Source organism: Rhizobium sp. CF080 (assembly GCF_000282095.2).
Taxonomy (GTDB): domain Bacteria; phylum Pseudomonadota; class Alphaproteobacteria; order Rhizobiales; family Rhizobiaceae; genus Neorhizobium.
Window position 1 is genome coordinate 144,400 of record NZ_AKKC02000002.1, and the last position, 16,492, is coordinate 160,891.

The 16,492-nt window shown below is 61.9% G+C and carries 14 protein-coding genes; 2 read left to right on the forward strand and 12 right to left on the reverse strand.

Translation table 11 applies throughout. The features are described from left to right. Positions 1 to 71 precede the first annotated feature (71 nt). From fliF to PMI07_RS01960, 12 genes are all read right to left on the reverse strand, one after another. On the reverse strand, positions 72 to 1,742 hold the full coding sequence (gene fliF, locus PMI07_RS01905; RefSeq protein ID WP_007759255.1) for a flagellar basal-body MS-ring/collar protein FliF: 1,671 nt from the start codon (positions 1,740 to 1,742) through the stop codon (positions 72 to 74). Positions 1,743 to 1,914: 172 nt separating this feature from the next. Next, a complete protein-coding gene (locus PMI07_RS01910; protein ID WP_007759256.1) occupies positions 1,915 to 2,304 on the reverse strand; it encodes a hypothetical protein in 390 nt (129 codons plus the stop codon). 29 nt (positions 2,305 to 2,333) lie between these two features. Further along, complete coding sequence (cheD, locus tag PMI07_RS01915; RefSeq protein ID WP_007759258.1) at positions 2,334 to 2,891, reverse strand: chemoreceptor glutamine deamidase CheD; 558 nt, start codon at positions 2,889 to 2,891, stop codon at positions 2,334 to 2,336. Continuing rightward, positions 2,888 to 3,277, reverse strand: coding sequence for a response regulator (locus PMI07_RS01920; RefSeq protein WP_007759259.1), 390 nt, complete (start codon positions 3,275 to 3,277; stop codon positions 2,888 to 2,890). The genes cheD and PMI07_RS01920 overlap by 4 nt, the downstream gene beginning before the upstream one ends. Further along, positions 3,278 to 4,318, reverse strand: coding sequence for a protein-glutamate O-methylesterase CheB (gene cheB, locus PMI07_RS01925; RefSeq protein ID WP_007759260.1), 1,041 nt, complete (start codon positions 4,316 to 4,318; stop codon positions 3,278 to 3,280). It abuts the gene before it with no gap. Next, complete coding sequence (cheR, locus tag PMI07_RS01930) at positions 4,315 to 5,223, reverse strand: protein-glutamate O-methyltransferase CheR (protein ID WP_007759261.1); 909 nt, start codon at positions 5,221 to 5,223, stop codon at positions 4,315 to 4,317. Before cheR ends, cheB begins: the two co-directional genes overlap by 4 nt. Next, a complete protein-coding gene (locus tag PMI07_RS01935; protein WP_007759262.1) occupies positions 5,220 to 5,690 on the reverse strand; it encodes a chemotaxis protein CheW in 471 nt (156 codons plus the stop codon). Before PMI07_RS01935 ends, cheR begins: the two co-directional genes overlap by 4 nt. A gap of 4 nt (positions 5,691 to 5,694) precedes the next feature. Then, positions 5,695 to 7,974, reverse strand: coding sequence for a chemotaxis protein CheA (locus tag PMI07_RS01940; RefSeq protein WP_024163488.1), 2,280 nt, complete (start codon positions 7,972 to 7,974; stop codon positions 5,695 to 5,697). 16 nt (positions 7,975 to 7,990) lie between these two features. After that, positions 7,991 to 8,356, reverse strand: a complete 366-nt coding sequence (cheY1, locus tag PMI07_RS01945; protein ID WP_007753206.1) for a chemotaxis response regulator CheY1 — start codon at positions 8,354 to 8,356, stop codon at positions 7,991 to 7,993. Between the two features lie 2 nt (positions 8,357 to 8,358). After that, positions 8,359 to 8,652 (reverse strand): STAS domain-containing protein, encoded by a 294-nt coding sequence (locus tag PMI07_RS01950; RefSeq protein ID WP_007753205.1) that lies wholly within the window; start codon positions 8,650 to 8,652, stop codon positions 8,359 to 8,361. Further along, positions 8,652 to 10,259: a globin-coupled sensor protein gene (locus PMI07_RS01955; protein ID WP_007753203.1), complete on the reverse strand. Its 1,608-nt coding sequence runs from the start codon at positions 10,257 to 10,259 to the stop codon at positions 8,652 to 8,654. Before PMI07_RS01955 ends, PMI07_RS01950 begins: the two co-directional genes overlap by 1 nt. Positions 10,260 to 10,643: 384 nt before the next feature. After that, positions 10,644 to 12,854 (reverse strand): tetratricopeptide repeat protein, encoded by a 2,211-nt coding sequence (locus tag PMI07_RS01960; RefSeq protein WP_245277080.1) that lies wholly within the window; start codon positions 12,852 to 12,854, stop codon positions 10,644 to 10,646. 293 nt (positions 12,855 to 13,147) lie between these two features. Here PMI07_RS01960 and bcsN point away from each other — a divergent pair, with 293 nt between their 5' ends. Together bcsN and bcsA are read left to right on the forward strand one after the other, a co-directional pair. Then, the gene (gene bcsN / locus PMI07_RS01965) at positions 13,148 to 14,254 is read left to right on the forward strand and encodes a cellulose biosynthesis protein BcsN (RefSeq protein ID WP_007768385.1); all 1,107 of its coding nucleotides are present in this window, start codon (positions 13,148 to 13,150) and stop codon (positions 14,252 to 14,254) included. Between the two features lie 58 nt (positions 14,255 to 14,312). After that, on the forward strand, positions 14,313 to 16,487 hold the full coding sequence (gene bcsA, locus PMI07_RS01970) for a UDP-forming cellulose synthase catalytic subunit (RefSeq protein ID WP_024163491.1): 2,175 nt from the start codon (positions 14,313 to 14,315) through the stop codon (positions 16,485 to 16,487). The last annotated feature ends 5 nt before the right edge of the window (positions 16,488 to 16,492 follow it).

The window sequence follows — 16,492 nt, forward strand, 5'->3', positions numbered from 1 at the left end:
TGTGGCGGGCTGAAAAGAAATGGGCCGGACAAGGGTCCGGCCCATCGCGATCATATTTTCGTGATACCCTATCAGGCGGCCTTTTCGAGTGCCCATTTGCGGAGAATTTTCGCAGCGCGCTCTTCGGAGATTTCGACCATCCGGGCGAGGCGTTTTTCGGGACCTTCCTTGACACGGCGGTTGAAGCCGTCGTCGTCCCCGCCACCCAGCATGTCGTTCGAGCTGTCGAAACCGAAGTCGGAACCGAAGCCATCCATGAGCGCCGGGCTTCCGGTCGTCGGCGAGAAGTCCGGAAGTTCGAGGCCTGCACCTTCCGCCGCTTCGCCGGCGACATTGGTACCGCTGACGGTGCGGATGAGCGGGCGAAGACCGAGCCAGACCACCAGGAAGGCGACCAGGACGAAGGCGAGCGAGTTAATGATGCCGCCGACATTGCGGCTCAGCATGTCCATCACGCCCGGACCGCTGGAGGCCTCGGCGAGAAGCTGGTTCTCAAGGAAGTCCATGGCCGTCAGGGTCACGACGTCGCCGCGGCCCGAATTAATGCCGGCAGCGGATGCGACGATCTTCTGCATCTCGGCGAGGTAGGCATCAACCTTGGCCTGATCGACCGGCTCGCCGACCATTCTCGCGATACGCCCCTTGTTGACGACGACCGCAACCGAAACCTTCTCGATCTGATAGCTGTTACGCGTCGTGGCGACCGTCTTCTGGTTGATCTCGTAGTTGGTCTGCTCTTCCTTCTTGTCGGACTGATCAGACGATTTCGGACCATTCGCGCCACCCGGAGGCGGAGCGGCCTGCGGCACGTTCTGCTCCACGGTCGTGGCATTGTCGTCCTGGGTCTGCTGCGATTTCGACGCTTCCTTGGTGGTGCGGACCGAACGTTCGACGCGGGAGTTCGGATCGAACACCGTCTCGTTGATCTGCTGGCTGTCCGTATTGAGGGACGCCGTGACGCTCGAACGGAAATTGTCCATGCCGAGGAAGGGCGCGAGCGCCTTGTCGATATTGTTCTCGATTTCCTGCTGAACGTTCTGGACGATGCTCAGCGACTTGTTCATTTCGCTGCCGCCGTATTCGTCGCCGGAAGCGAGCAACTGCCCGGTGGAGTCGAGTATGGTGACGTCATCGACGTCAAGGCCGGGAACTGCGGAGGCGACCAGGTGACGAATGGACGACGCGGCCTTGCGGCCCGTCGTCGAGCTTGCCCGGATCATCACAGATGCGGTGGGTTTCTGCTCGCCGCGACGGAAGTTGCCGACATCCGGCATCACGATATGGACGCGAGCAGCGTTGACGCCGTTGATCTGCTGGATCGACCGCCCGATTTCACCTTCGAGGGCACGCACGCGGGTGACTTCCTGCATGAAGGAGGTCAGGCCGAGCGAACCGACATTGTCGAAGAGTTCATAACCGGCATTGGCGCTGTTCGGCAGGCCTCGCTCGGCCAGCAGAAGCCGGGCCTTGCTCGTCGTGCCGGCCGGAACCTGAAGGCTCGTGCCGTCCGTGCCGACCTGAAAAGGCATGTTTGCCTCTGCCAGCGCGATGCTCACCTGGTTGAGGTCGGCGGTATCAAGGCCGACGTAGAGCGTCTCGTAAGCCGGCTTGTTAACGAAGAGGGCCGCAGCAATAACGATCGCAATTGAAATGACGCCGACGGCGCCTAGAGCAATAAGTCGTGTCTGGCCTAAACCGGCCAGATTTTTAAAGACTTGTGAAAATTGAGCCAACAGATTCATTCTGTTCCCACATCGCCAACTAGGTATTCGAGCCCATGCCCAGTCGCACCTTAGAAAGCGAAGCTTGTGCGAGCGTTTCGCGGGAGCGTGGATTCTGACGATTATGGAGGGCTGGCGAGACTGGCAATTTGACCGGCCGTCATGGCCGAAACATGCATGTCAGGGCAGGCGATCAGAAGAAATCGAAATCGCCGGCTGCCTTGCTCAAAGGCTGGGAATGGCCATGGCGCATGCCATTGGTCAGCGCCTTCTGCATATCGGCAAGCTTGACGAGATTGAGTGCGGTCGAGACATCGACCATCCATTCGTTCGGAATGCCGCCGGTGATCGTGTCGATGAATTCCGCAAGGCCGCGCGTCTTCTGCACGGCAAGATCGATGCCCTGCAAGACTTTCAGACTGTCCGGCGACTGGAGGATCGTTTCGCCGCCGAGCTCCAATAGCTGCGGCTCGACCCGTTCGATCAGATAGGCGACGTCATGAAGCTCCGAGACCAGACGCATCAGAACTTCTGGCAGCGATTCCTCAAAGGGAGCGATTGGCGTCTTGACGATGTCGTTCATGGCTTTCTTCGCCCCGAGAAATGACTTCTTTAAAAGAACTCGATCGAGTTCTCGACCGGCTTCGGCGGCATGCGTACCGGACGCTCCTCCATCGCCACGGTCCGTTGAGTTTCGGCGCCGGTCAGCGGATACTGACGAGCCCGGCCACTCACGGGCCAGAACTCCAGCTTGCGCCCGTGATCCCCACCCGTCGAGGAACCGACCACCGGAATGCCTTCGTCCTTGAGAAATTGCATGGCGAATGCGGCATTCTGCTCGCCGACATTCGAAAAGCTGGCAATTGTCTTGGCGCCGCCGAAAATCTTCGCTTCCAACCGGTCTCGCCGGGCTCCCTGCTTCAAAAGCCCATTGATCAGCAGTTCCATCAGATGCACGCCATAGCGCGTCGCATCGCCGCCCGAGGCCGTGGAACCGCCGGATCCCGGAAGCAGGAAGTGGTTCATGCCGCCGATGCCAGCGACAGGATCGCGAAGACACGCAGCCACGCAAGAGCCCAAAATCGTCGAGAGAACGGCATTCGGGTCGTTCAGGACCTTAAATTCCCCCTGGATAATATGGACACGCCTGACTGCAGCGGCGTCATTCATTTCAATGCTCCAAACACCGCTTCGATAGCGGCCTTCATCTTTTCGATCGTGAACGGCTTGGCGAGAACGTTGTTGGCACCGAGCGAAGCGGCCTTCTGGACCAGGGCCCGATCCCCCTGAGCCGTCAGGATGATGAATGCGGCCTTCTTGGTGTTCGGATTGGCGCGAACGGCCTGCAGGAAACCGATGCCATCCATTTTCGGCATGTTGAAATCCGAAATGACGAGATGGTGCGGCTGTTCGGCCATGATCTTCATGCCCTGTTCGCCATCGCCGGCAGACGTGATCTGTTTGAAGCCGAGCTGTGTCAGGGCGTCGCTGAGCAGCAGGCGGCTGGTGACCTGATCATCGACGATCAGAACTTTGATTTTTTCAGCGATAGACATTTATTCGGTACCTTCTTTTCGGGCGGCAGTTAACTTCAACACTTCTTCTCCAATGGAGCCTAGCGGCAGTTGCTGCTCGACGGCCCCCATTTCATGGGCAACCCTCGGCATGCCGTAGACCACACAGGTCTTTTCGTTCTGCCCGATCGTGCGTGCGCCCGCGCTACGCATTCTGAGCAAACCTGCAGCTCCGTCGCGCCCCATGCCTGTCAGGATGACCCCGACCGCATTGCGACCTGCCAGATCGGCGACCGAGTCGAAAAGGACGTCCACTGAGGGCCTGTGGCCGTTTACCGGCTCCCTTTCGATCAGCCGGCAACATGGCGCCGACGGATTGACCACCTGCAAGTGCCGTTCGCCACCGGGCGCCAGATAGATCCTGCCGATCTCCAGCCGTGCGCCGTCGGTAGCTTCCTGGACCACAGGAGCGCAGATACGATTAAGCCGTTCAGCAAAACTTTTGGTAAACGTGGAAGGCATATGTTGAGTAATTACAGTGGGCGGGCAGTTTTGCGGGAACTTTTGCAGCACCGCGATGAGGGCTTCGACACCGCCGGTTGACGACCCTATGGCCACAACCTTTCTACCCACCCGGTACTCCGCAGCGGGGGAGGCGGCGATGACCGGGGCCGGCCCGTTGCGGCGGGGTCCCGACCGGGCTGCAGCCTTCACCTTTTCGGCAAGATCCATGAAGGGACGAATATCGCCGGGGGCTGGCTTGCCGACGCAATCGAAGGCGCCGATCTCGAGAGCGGCCAGGGTCGCATTGGCACCCTGATGGGTCATCGCCGAAACCATGATCACCGGCATCGGGCGCAGGCGCATGATCTTTTCGAGGAATTCCAGCCCGTTCATATTGGGCATCTCGATATCGAGGGTGACGACATCGGGGTTGAGCTGCTTGATCGCGACGCGCGCTTCCAACGCATCGCCGGCCTGGCCGACGACATTCACTTCCGGATCGGAATTCAGGACGGCCGTGATCAGGCCTCGCATGGTGGGCGAATCGTCAACAACCAGGACTCGTGCCGGAGCGCTCATGCTTTCCTCCCTGCGTTCTTACCCGCATAACGATAGGTCGTGATGCCGATGTTATCGAACAGGTTTTTCGCATCGCCAGAGACGCGCTCGGAATGGCCGATATAAAGATGCCCGCCTTCAGGCAGGAGCGAAGCAAAGCGGGACCAGATCTTCATCTGCGTGGGCTCATCGAAATAGATGACGACGTTGCGGCAGAAGATGACGTCGAAATTGCCCTTGAAGGGCCATTGCGCCATCAGGTTCAGCTCGTTGAAGGTGATCAGCTTCTTGACGCGTTCATCGATCTGGAACCTGCGGCGACCGCCGGCATCGACCTCGCGAAACCACTGCTTGCGCATGGCCGGCGTCATGGTCTCGAGCGCGTTCTCGTCGTAGACGCCGGCGCGGGCCGCAGCCAGAATCTTCGGATCGATATCGGTCGCCAGGATACGGAAATCCAAATCGGCCACATTAGGAAGCAGCGACAGCACGGTCAGCGCAATCGAATAGGGCTCCTGGCCGTCCGAACAGGCGGCAGACCAGATGCGCACACGACCGCCGCTCTTGGCGCGGTTGATGAGACCCGGCAAGACCTCGTCGCGCAGGTGCTCGAAGTGGTGGTTCTCGCGGAAGAAACGGGTGAAGTTGGTCGTCAGATGCGACAGCATTTCGCGGCGGGCGGCCGCGCCGTCGGGCGACGAGACCAGAGCGCAATAGTCCTTGAAACCGCGCAGGCCGAGTGCCCGGATATGCTTGGAAAGACGGGAATAGACCAGCGAAGCCTTGGAATCGTTGAGATAGATCCCGGCATCCGAGTAGATCATCGCCGAGATATCGGTGAGGTCGCGGCGCGTCAGCGGATATTCTCCGCTTGCGAGGACCTCATCCGGTGACTGTCGGCTTTCGATGGCGCCCAAAGGCTTCATGCGGCTTCGCTTTCCTGGTCGGGGAAGAGGGCGTCCAACTCGATCATGCAGATCATCCGCTTATCGATGGCGAGAATCCCCCGGGCGTATTGTCTCTCCAGATCGGAGGAGACTTCCGGTACTGGCTGGATATTCTCCTCGGTAATCGTAAGGATATCGGAAACGGCTTCGACGAGCAGACCAACAACTTTGGTCTTCATCTGCGCCACGATGATCACATGGCGCGCCGTCGGCTCGGCATCCTTCATGCCAAGCCGGGCCGAAAGGTCGATAATCGGCAGAACCGCGCCGCGCAGATTGATGACACCCATGACGTAGGCGGGCGCATGCGGCAGCGGCGTTGCCTGGGTCCATCCGCGAATTTCGCGGACGGACATGATGTTGACGCAGAATTCCTGATCACCGATGCGGAAAGCAATCAGCTTCCGGTCTGCCTGAACAAGGTTTTTCACGGCAAAGGACGACATACAATCAACCCGTGGCGGCTAAGGACATTTCAGGTTTCATGGACTGGCCGCGCGAGGCTGCGACCACGGCATCGACATCGAGAATGAGCGCGACGCGGCCATCACCGAGGATGGTGGCTGCGGCAATGCCCGGGACGTGGGTGTAGTTCGCCTCGAGCGACTTGATGACGACCTGGCGCTGGCCCTGGATGGCATCGACCATCAGAGCACGCTGTCCGCCACCTTCCGATTCGACCAGCAGTGCGACACCTTCGACGGGATTGGCCTGAGTGGCGCGGTAGTTGAGAACCCGACCGACATCGACCAGCGGGCAGAACGAATTGCGGATCGAGATGAGCCGCTGGTTGGCGCCGAAGGAGTGGATGGCGGCAGCCTCCGGCTGCAGCGTCTCGACGATCGCGGTGAGCGGCACCACCAGCGTCTGGCCGGCGACCGTGACCACCATGCCGTCGAGAACGGCAAGCGTCAGCGGTAGGCTCATGGTGAAGGTCGAGCCGTAACCCGGCCGCGAGGAGATCGAAATACGGCCGCCGAGCGCCTGGATCGACCGCTTGACCACGTCCATGCCGACGCCGCGGCCGGAAATGTCGGAGATCTTGTCGGCAGTCGAGAAGCCGGCCATGAAGATCAGGTTGTCGATCTCGTCGTCCGACAGGTTTGCGTCGGCGGCGATGATGTCGTTGTCGATCGCCTTCTGGCGGACGCGCTCGCGGTTGATGCCGGCGCCATCGTCGGCAAGCTCAATCAGGATGCGGCCCGACCGATGTTTTGCGGTGAGCTTGATCGTGCCTTCCGGATCCTTGCCGGCGGCTTCACGCTTTTCAGGCGATTCAATGCCGTGGTCGACGGCGTTGCGGATCATGTGGGTCAGCGGCTCGGCGATCTTGTCAATGACCGTCTTGTCGACTTCGGTGTTTTCACCTTCAGTGACCAGGCGGATCGATTTGCCGACCATGTCGGCCACTTCGCGAACGATACGCGACATGCGCTGGAAGACCGGCTTTACCGGCTGCGCGCGGATCGCCATGACCGAGTCCTGGATCTCGCGGGTGAGCTGCTGAAGCTCCTCGAGGCCCATGTTAACGGCCGACGTGCCGGTCGCATCGTTTTCGATGACGCTCTGGGAAAGCATCGCTTGGTTGATGACGAGTTCGCCGACGAGGTTGATGAGACGGTCGACGCGGTCGAGATCGACGCGGATCGTCTGGCCAGCGGCAGCAGCGGCGGCGGCCGCATTGTTCTGGGCGGCGGCAGCGGCAGCAGCCGATTCCTTCTTCTCGACGGCACGAGCAGCCCTCGAGACGTTGCTCGCGGTCTCGGCGGCAGATACGGCCGCAGCGACGGTTTCTTCCGAAACGCCCTGCTCCGCGCCCTTCTCTTCTTCTCCACCAGAGGAGTCATCGAGGATTGAAAGGTCGAACGGAACCGGGACCATCGGCAGTTCCTCGTCGGAAGATGCCTCTTCGGCAAGCTTCACTTCGAGGTCGCAATCCCATTCCGCGAATTCGAAGACAGCGCGGATATCGTCTTCGCTCTTGGTGGTCCGGATCGAGATCTTCCAGCCGAAATAGGAGGCTTCCGGATCCATCTTGTCGAGCGGCGGAAGGGCGTCCGTATCGCAATTGATGCTCATCTCGCCGAGACGGGACAGATCGCGCAGCAGGAGCGCTGCCTCATTGCCCTTGGAGTAGAGTTCGCGGCGGGGCTTGAAGGAGACTTCGTAGACCGAACCTTCGATTGCCGGCTCTTCGTCTTCGCCGAACCCATCGAACGAGAAGGGGATCGGCTGGAAGCCGCTGTCGTCGGTCGGCTTGGGGGTCTCGGCTTTCGCCACAGGAGCCGGGGCGGGTGCGGCCTTCGGAGCCGGCTTGGGAGCCTCGTGGGCGGAGGAAGAGGGCAGTTCGCCATGGGCGAGCGCCTCGAGTTCTTTGACGAGTCCGCGGCTTCTCGATTCGTCGACGCCGCCCCCGTCACGCGATGCGCTGACGAGGTCGGCGAGCACGTCGGCCGATTTCAACATGACCTTCAGGACGTCCGGCGTCGGCTCCAGCTTGTTGGAACGCACGCAATCAAGCGTCGTCTCGAAGACGTGGGCGAAGGAAACGAGGTCGTCCAGACCGAAGGCGCCAGCGCCCCCCTTGATGGAATGAACGGCACGGAAAACGGCGTTCACCGTTTCGGGGTCGCGATCCCCATCGTTCAGCTTGAGAAGACCCGACTCCAGTTCAGCGAGCTGCTCTTCGCATTCCTGAAAGAAGATCTCTTTGATTTCGTTCATATCCATCGGGGGAATTCCTGGCTCAGGCGGTTACACGCTCGATCGCATCAATCAGTTTGGCAGGATCGAAAGGCTTGACGATCCAGCCAGTCGCGCCAGCCTGGCGGGCGCGGTTCTTCTTTTCGGCATCGCTTTCCGTCGTCAGGACGAGGATCGGGACGGCGCGGTATTTTTCGTTGCGGCGGACGCCTTCGATGAAACCGAAGCCGTCGAGGCGCGGCATGTTGATATCCGTGACGATGACGTCCGGATTGCAGCCCTCGAGGACTTCGAGGCCTTCAACGCCGTCTTCCGCCTGAATTGTCTCAAAGCCTGCATTATTCAGGGTCACCAGAAGCATGTTCCGGATCGTCCGCGAGTCATCCACGGTCAGTACTTTCTTCTTCATTGCTAGATCTCCTTAGCAACCAAATTTTCGTGATTGATGCCGATGAGTTGCATCGTCTTCTGAAATGCATCCGAAGCCTTCTCCACCAGGAAGGTCTTCTTGTCGTCTTCCCAAGCCTTGACGCCGGCGACCAGAACCTGGGCGCACTGGACACCGACCCGCTCAACGCCCGAGGCATCGATCTTAAGATCGCTGCCTCGCATGGAGACCAGCTTGCCATGCAGGTTCGAGGCCTCGTTGAGGTCCAGCACCGCGGCCAGCTTCAAACTTCCAGGTCCAGCCTTCTTTGCTGCCATCAGCTTATTCCTTGTCGTTTCTGAAAGAGGTATTCGCCGTCATCTTCCCGGCCGGCCGTCGTCGGCGCGATCGAGACAAGGGCCGGCTGAGGTCGTGGCGCTGCCGGGCGGCGCGCATCCGCATAACGATTCTGCCGTTCGATCCGGAACTCGCGGACCGTGCGGCCGAGTTCCAGGATGACGGTGTGGAGTTCATCGGCGCCCTCGCCCGCGCGGGACGCAAGACTTGCGTTCGAGGCGACGTGTTCACTGACCGAGCCGATTTCCGCGCTCAGCCGGTCGAGGCCGACGGCCTGCTCGCCGGTGTCGCGGGCAATGCCCGCGATTGCATCATTGATATCGGACACCTGGCGGACGATGCCGCCGATCGCGTCCTGGGTGCGGTGAACCATGTCGACGCCCGCATCCACCTGAGACTTGGTGCCATTGACGAGCGTCTTGATCTCGCGGGCCGCATCGGCAGAGCGTTGCGCGAGCGCGCGCACTTCCTGGGCCACGACCGCAAAACCACGGCCTGTCTCACCGGCGCGAGCCGCTTCGATGCCGGCGTTGAGCGCCAGCAGATTGGTCTGGAATGCAATATCGTCGATGACGCCGATGATCTCGCCGATCTTTTCGGCAGAAGATTCGATATCGGCCATGGCGCTGATCGCACGGCCGACCACCTCGCCGCTTGCCTCGACCGAACGGCGGGTCTCGGCGGCCGCCTTTTCGGCAGCGGCCGTCTCGTCGGCGCTCCCCTTGACCTTGGCTGTGACGTCCAGGAGCACGCGGGCCGCCTCCCTGAGGCGGGCGGACTGTTCTTCCGAAGCGGAGGCAAAGGAACGTGCACCTTCGGCGAGCGACTGCGTCAGCGCACCGGCTTTTTGACTATGGCCATCGGCCGTCTCCACCGACGAGCGCATGCCGGCAACCGCCTGGTTGAGCAGATCGGCAAGCTCGCGATAGACATCCGGCACGTCGGCCGGCAGACAGGCCGTCAGGTCGCGGTCGGCAAGGGCTGCGATGACGTCGGTGAAGGTTTCGATCGCCTGTGCCTGATCGGCCTCGCGCTGCTCGGCAAGCGCGCGCTGATGCTTCTGGCGCTGTTCGTTGAAGCGGAGCGAGACGGCGATCTCGACATCGACCATCACCAGGCGGGTAATCGCGCCGACGAGGTCGAGCAGCTCCTGCTCGCGCTTGCGGCTACCCGGCAGCAGCGATTTCGGAGCGAGATCGACGATCGCGCCGGCGATCAGATGTTCGAGCATGACGGCATGGCCGGCAACGTGCCACCGCGGATCGAGGCCCATGCGGCTCTCGGCATCCGACAGAACCTTCACTCGTTCGGCATAAAGCGCGTCGAAGCGGGCATCGGTCAGCACGCCCCAATGGGAGGCCTGCAGGTCGTGCAGCCGTTCGATCTGCTGCTCGCTCTCGAAATTGCGGGCAGCTTCCGGAAAGGATTGAAAGCGGTGGAAAAGATCGCGCAGGCCGGTCTTCAGGTGCCGGTCGAGCTGCGGGCGGCAGCGGCGCAGCAGATCGCGCAGTTCGCCGTCGAGGCCGGCGAATGCCAGTCTCTCGCCCAGGCTGCCTGCCTGGCCACGTCGCGCCTGATCCGATGGCATTTCCTGCACCAAAACCCCGTCCCCAAATTAATCAAGCCAATCCCGAAGAGGATCGGCGGCATGCAGCAGCTGTCGGCCAGAATCCTGGATGAACGGGGGATGCTCGCCAGACCGGATCAATATCCGTCGGGCATGGGCAACACGGTCACCACGGGCTTTCCTGGATTTTCATGAGCGGATACCGGATTGGACCGGTACGGCTTTGCGGCTTCATGCCTGGTGGGGGACCGCAGTCATCCCATTTCGCCGTGGTCTCTAATATGTATGGTTAATTCCTTGCCTGAAGGTTAATAGAGCGTGCAAGGATGCCTGTTTTGCTTCAGGTGAGCGCATATTACCCGCTGTGCTTGCAATTATCTCGGCATCGCGCAGAACGCTTTGCCGTCAGTTCGCAGCGCCGACGTCAGCCAGCCCGCGCAATCCGGCCTTGTCGCCCGTGTCGGCAAGCGCCTGGAAAATGCGTGTGGCATCGGCATACCTGCCGAGGTTCAGATGCGCATAGCCGCGCAGCGACATCAGGTCGGACTGTTCCGGGACGATCTGGGCCCGCTGGTCGAGCGCCAGCAGCGCTTCGCGATAACGCCCGGCCTTGAAGGCGTTGAGGGCGCGATCGGAGAGGATCGCCGCCTGCAGTTCCACCGCACGCGGGTTCGTTTGGGCGGCATCGGCCGCAGCGACGGATGCCTTGTCGGTCAAGCCGGCACGCAGATAGGCAAGGCTCTTGCCGTAAGCGGCATCAGAGCGGGCAGCGGCCGAATTGCTCGCATAGGCGACATCGAAAGATTGTGCCGCCTCAAGGGGACGGTTGAGATCCATCAGGCACCAGCCTCTCGCCAGCGCCGCCTCCGGTGGCATCTGGCGCGGATCCTGGGTGGTCGAGCATTGTCCGCGGCGGGGTTGCGCGGGTATTCTCGCGGTTCTCTGGACGGGCTGCGGCGCAACGCGCACCACGGGAGCTTCGGTCCGGGCGACCGGATAGCTCTCCTGCGCTGGCGGTTCGGCTGCCAAAGCGTTCGTCCTTGCCTCATCGACAGCCGATCTCGATGCGATCGCGGGCTGCCGGCGCGGCGCACCTCGTTCGGTCACAGGTTCGCCGAGCCTTGTTATGCGTTCCGACCGGCCATTCCAGGCTCTCTGGATCTGGGCGACGCCTGCCTTGTCGCCGAGGTCGTTGCGTGTGAGCGCGAGACCATAGGCCGAGGGTTCGTCATCCCGCTTCCAGGAAAGTGCCGCCTGAAACCATTCGGCTGCCGTTTCAAGCTGCTGCATGGCGCGCGCATACCAGCCGAACTGCTGTGCGGCATCGGCGTTGCGGGCGGTTATCACCACCGGGGCCATGCGACGCAGCACCTCGTCCTGAAGAACTGGCGGAGGATCAAGCGCCAGAAGATTGGCGACGGCGGCGAGATAGGCCTCTTTCGAACCGCTGGACGTGTCACGCCAGCGATAGAGTATGGCTTCCGCCTCCACCGGCGACTTTTGAGCGACCAGCGTCAGTGCCAGACCTTCGGCGGCCGAGGCGGTCTCCTCCTTGTTGAAGGCGCGGCGGAACCAGCGCTCGGCACCGCCGAGATTGTCGCGGCGGTAATAATACCAGCCGAGCAGCAACGCATCGGAGGGCATGCCGTTCACTTCCGCGAGCCGTTCCAGACGGGTCAGATATTTTTCCGGCACGACGAGCTTTGCATCGGTATTGCCGCTGGCCACCAGCCGCCGTGCGATGTCGTCGCGCAGCGGCTCGAATTCGGGCTGACCACCGGGCGGTGTCCGCTCCTTGGACAGCAGATCCTCCAGCATGTCCGGCGGCAACAGCTCACTCGCCTTCTGCGCGGTCGCGAAACGCTCCGAGGAATTGTCGCAGTTGTTGAGAATATAGGCATAGGCGTCTCGCGCGCGGCCCTGCCGGTCGGTCTTCGCAAAGGCTTCTGCCACCCGCCACAGCATGTCCACTTCGCTGCAGGTGAGCAGGCTCGGATTGTCGGCCGCCATGCGGATCACCGCGTCGTAATTCCTGGCGTCGGAAGCCACGACCAGGCCGGCGCGCGCCTCGGCGAGCTTCAGCCGATCGAGCAGATCGGCCGGCGGCTGCCAGCCGGGTTCGCTCACCTGACGGTCGGCGATTGCCTTGCGGACATCCGGATAGCGGGACAGGGCGTAGAGTTGCCACATGGTTTCGAGCTGGCGGTCGGTGGTGACCTGTGCCGCCAATGGATCGGCCGGTGGCGTCCAGCTGGGATAAAGCGTCCTGAGGCGGGAAATCTCGGCCTGCAGGCGGGCGGTGTCGCCCCGGGCTGCGAAATAGCGTAGCGCGCTTTCGTCGACGACCGGCTGCTGGCCTTGAGGCGAGGCGTCAGTCGAGATGACCGGCGGCGGATTTGCAGGAGCGACCGGTGGAGCGGGCTGAGCCGTTGGCGGTGGCGCCTGGGCGATCACCAGCGAAGACGAACCCGGTTTGACAGCCGGGGTCGCATCCTGGTTCGGATAGAGGAGCTGAGTAACGGTGCGCTCGGTCTTTTCGGCGGGCGGGGACGACGGGCGCAATGTTTTGGGCGCGGTGGGAGCGGTGGGCACGGAGTTTACCGAACTCGTCAGCATGCCAACGTCGACCGTCGGCTGACGGCTCAAACCATACAACCCCACGGCGCCAATGCCCAAAACCGTCAATGAGATCAGCGAGAACCGCATACTCACTCCGCTATCGTCCTTACTCCCCGTCTACGCCTCATGCTGCGGGCTTCTGCTCTTTAAGCTTTCTGTTTCGAAAGAATGAACTGATATGGTTAACGAACAATTTAGATTTACAACATCAAATAGCCGAGTCGGTCCAGGCCATCGATTCTGCTGCAGCTCACCTTGCAACGAACGGTCGTCAGAGACCTCCGACGGACATGAATGTCCGCGACCTATCGGTATTGCTCGGCATGGCGGAAAAGCATCTGGTTCGAAAACAGAAAATGAGCGGCCTCGGCCATCTGGGTGCAGCGGTTCTGTTTTCCGGGCTGCCACTTCTTGCTGTCGGCTGCGCTGGCCAGCCCCTCCAAATGGGTACGTTTGCCAAGAATGTGCCTGCCGAACAGGCCATGGTCCTGCCGCCGCCGGCCGGCCCCGGGATCGTCAGCGTCATCGAACGGCGCTACAACAACGCGATCGATCAGGACATCTTTCTTTATACCTCGGCCCTTACTCCGGGGCAGAACGTGCTGAAGGCACAGTTCTTCGGCACGGCCAGCCCGTTCAAGCTCAGCGACAACACGCTTACCTCCACACCGGTCACCGAAGCCGGGGTCGCTTCCGAGATGCGGAGATTGCTGCCGGGTGTGCGCATGGAGCGCTCGTCCTTCTTCGTCCAGAACAATTACGGGCCGTTCGGCTATGCCTTCGGGCGCAGCGCCGGCAGCGATCTTTGCATGTATGGCTGGCAGCAGGTCCGCAGCCCGGCCGGCACCGTCTCGCCGCTCGCCAACCACGGCTCGATCCAGATCCGCGTGAGGATCTGTGAGGCGAACGCCACGGAACAGAAGCTGCTGGCCTTCATGTACAATTACACGATCACCGGTGCGGTGGATGACGGCGGCTGGAACCCTTACGGCGAACCTCAGCCGGTCTCGTCGAGCCTTGGCGGGGTCGGCGCGCCGATCTATCCGCGACCGGCCTCCACCGAGACGATCGTCCCGGTCCTGCCGCAGAGAGCGGTCGTCTACACCCGCCCCGCGCCGGCACCTGCCGTTCAGCAGCCGCAGCCGGTTGCCGCTGCCCCGGTTACAAGCGCGCCGCTCCCCACCGGACCGGTGGTTTCGGTGCCACGGCCAGTGATGACACAGACAGCCGCCAGCGCTCCACCTGTTGGGAGCGCTCTGCCGGTCACGACCTCACCATCCATGCCACGCGCGCCGCTCGTTCCCTCGCCATCAGGCCTGAGCGCAGCCGGGCGGGCGAGCGTTCCGGCGCCTTCCTGCGCCGACACGACCAGCGGAGCCGCCAATGCGTGCCGCTAATTCAAATCATGCCGACCGATCGCCCGCCGGATCTTCCGGCAGCTGGAGATAGCCAAAGATGCGGACATTCCTTTCTGCGGTTATCTGGGCGCTCGCGAGCGCACTGATCATCACGCTGGTAACCCTACCTATCAACACGCGCACCCAGCTCATCGCCAGCATTCTCGTCGTCGGCGTGATGGCCGTCATCCGGCTGCTCAAGGCAGGCGGCAAGTGGCGCCTGGTGGCACTTGCCTTCGGCACCGCGATGGTGATGCGCTACGTCTACTGGCGCACGACCAGCACGCTGCCGCCGGTCAACCAGCTCGAGAACTTCATTCCGGGCCTGCTCGTCTATCTGGCGGAAATGTACAGCGTGCTGATGCTGTCGCTCAGCCTGTTCGTCGTGGCGATGCCGCTGCCGTCGCGTCCGCCATACGGACGCCGCGATCGGGAGCTGCCGACCGTCGACGTCTTCGTGCCGAGCTACAACGAGGACGAGGTGCTGCTCGCCAACACGCTCGCCGCCGCCCGCAACATGGACTACCCGCCGGAAAAGCTGACCGTCTGGCTGCTCGACGACGGCGGCACCGTGCAGAAACGCAAATCAGGCAATGTCGCCGACGCCCGGGCCGCGGAAACCCGCCACAAGCTGCTGCAGCAGCTCTGCGAAGATCTTGGCGTGCGTTACCTCACCCGCGAGCGTAACGAGCATGCGAAGGCCGGCAATCTCAACAACGGGCTCAAGCATTCGACCGGATCGCTGGTCGCCGTCTTCGACGCGGACCATGCGCCGGCCCGCGACTTCCTGCTGGAGACGGTCGGCTATTTCGACGAGGACCCGAAGCTGTTCCTTGTCCAGACGCCGCATTTCTTCCTCAATCCCGACCCTGTCGAGCGCAACCTGCGCACCTTCGAGAAGATGCCGAGCGAGAACGAGATGTTCTACGGCATCATCCAGCGCGGGCTCGACAAATGGGATGCGGCCTTCTTCTGCGGGTCGGCGGCGGTCTTGAACCGCAAGGCGCTCGAAGTCTCGAACGGCTTTTCGGGCGTCAGCATCACCGAGGACTGCGAGACGGCGCTCGACCTGCATGCCCGCGGCTGGCACAGCCTCTATCTCGACCGGCCCCTGATCGCCGGCCTGCAGCCCGCCACGTTCGCGAGCTTCATCGGCCAGCGCAGCCGCTGGGCCCAGGGCATGATGCAGATCCTGCGCTTCCGCTTTCCGCCGCTTAAGCGCGGTCTCTCGCTGCCACAGCGATTCTGCTACATGTCATCGACGCTGTTCTGGCTATTTCCCTTCCCGCGCACGATCTTTCTCTTCGCGCCGCTCTTCTACCTGTTCTTCGATCTCGAGATCTTCACCTCGTCCGGCGGCGAATTCATGGTCTATTCGCTTGCTTACATGGTCGTGAACCTGATGATGCAGAACTATCTCTACGGAGCGTTCCGCTGGCCCTGGATTTCCGAACTGTACGAATATGTGCAGACGGTGCATCTGCTGCCCGCCGTCGTCTCGGTGATGCTCAATCCACGCAAGCCGACCTTCAAGGTGACCGCCAAGGATGAATCCGTCGCCGTCAGCCGTCTTTCGGAAATCAGCCGGCCGTTCTTCGTGATCTTCTTCGTGCTGCTCGTCGCGTTTGCGATCAGCGTCTACCGCGTCTATGCCGAGCCCTATAAAGCCGACGTGACGCTGGTGGTCGGCGGCTGGAACCTGCTCAACATCATCCTTGCCGGCTGTGCGCTGGGCGTCGTGTCGGAGCGGGGAGAACGGCAGGCCTCGCGGCGCGTCAAGGTCAGCCGGCGCTGCGAATTCGGCGTCGACGACCGCTGGTTCACGGCAACCATAGAGGACGTTTCGGTGCATGGTGCCGCCGTGCAGGTCTATACGGAAGGGTTTAAGGATATCGCGGTCGAGAAAAAGGGGGTTCTCCGTTTCCAGCCCTTCAGCGACATGCCGATCAGCGATCTGCCGGTCGAGATCCGCAATGTGGAGACGATCGGCGACGTCACCTCGATCGGCTGCCGCTATACGCCGGAACGGGCGACAGACCACCGGCTGATCGCCGACCTTATCTTCGCCAACTCCGCTCAATGGACACAGTTCCAAATCTCACGCCGGCGCAATCCGGGCCTTGTGGCTGGCACGTTGTGGTTTCTCGGCCTGGCGATCTACCAGACGGCGCGCGGGCTCTCCTATCTTGTCCGCGATACTGGACGTGATAACGCCTCAGACGCGCGGAAATAGGGGGC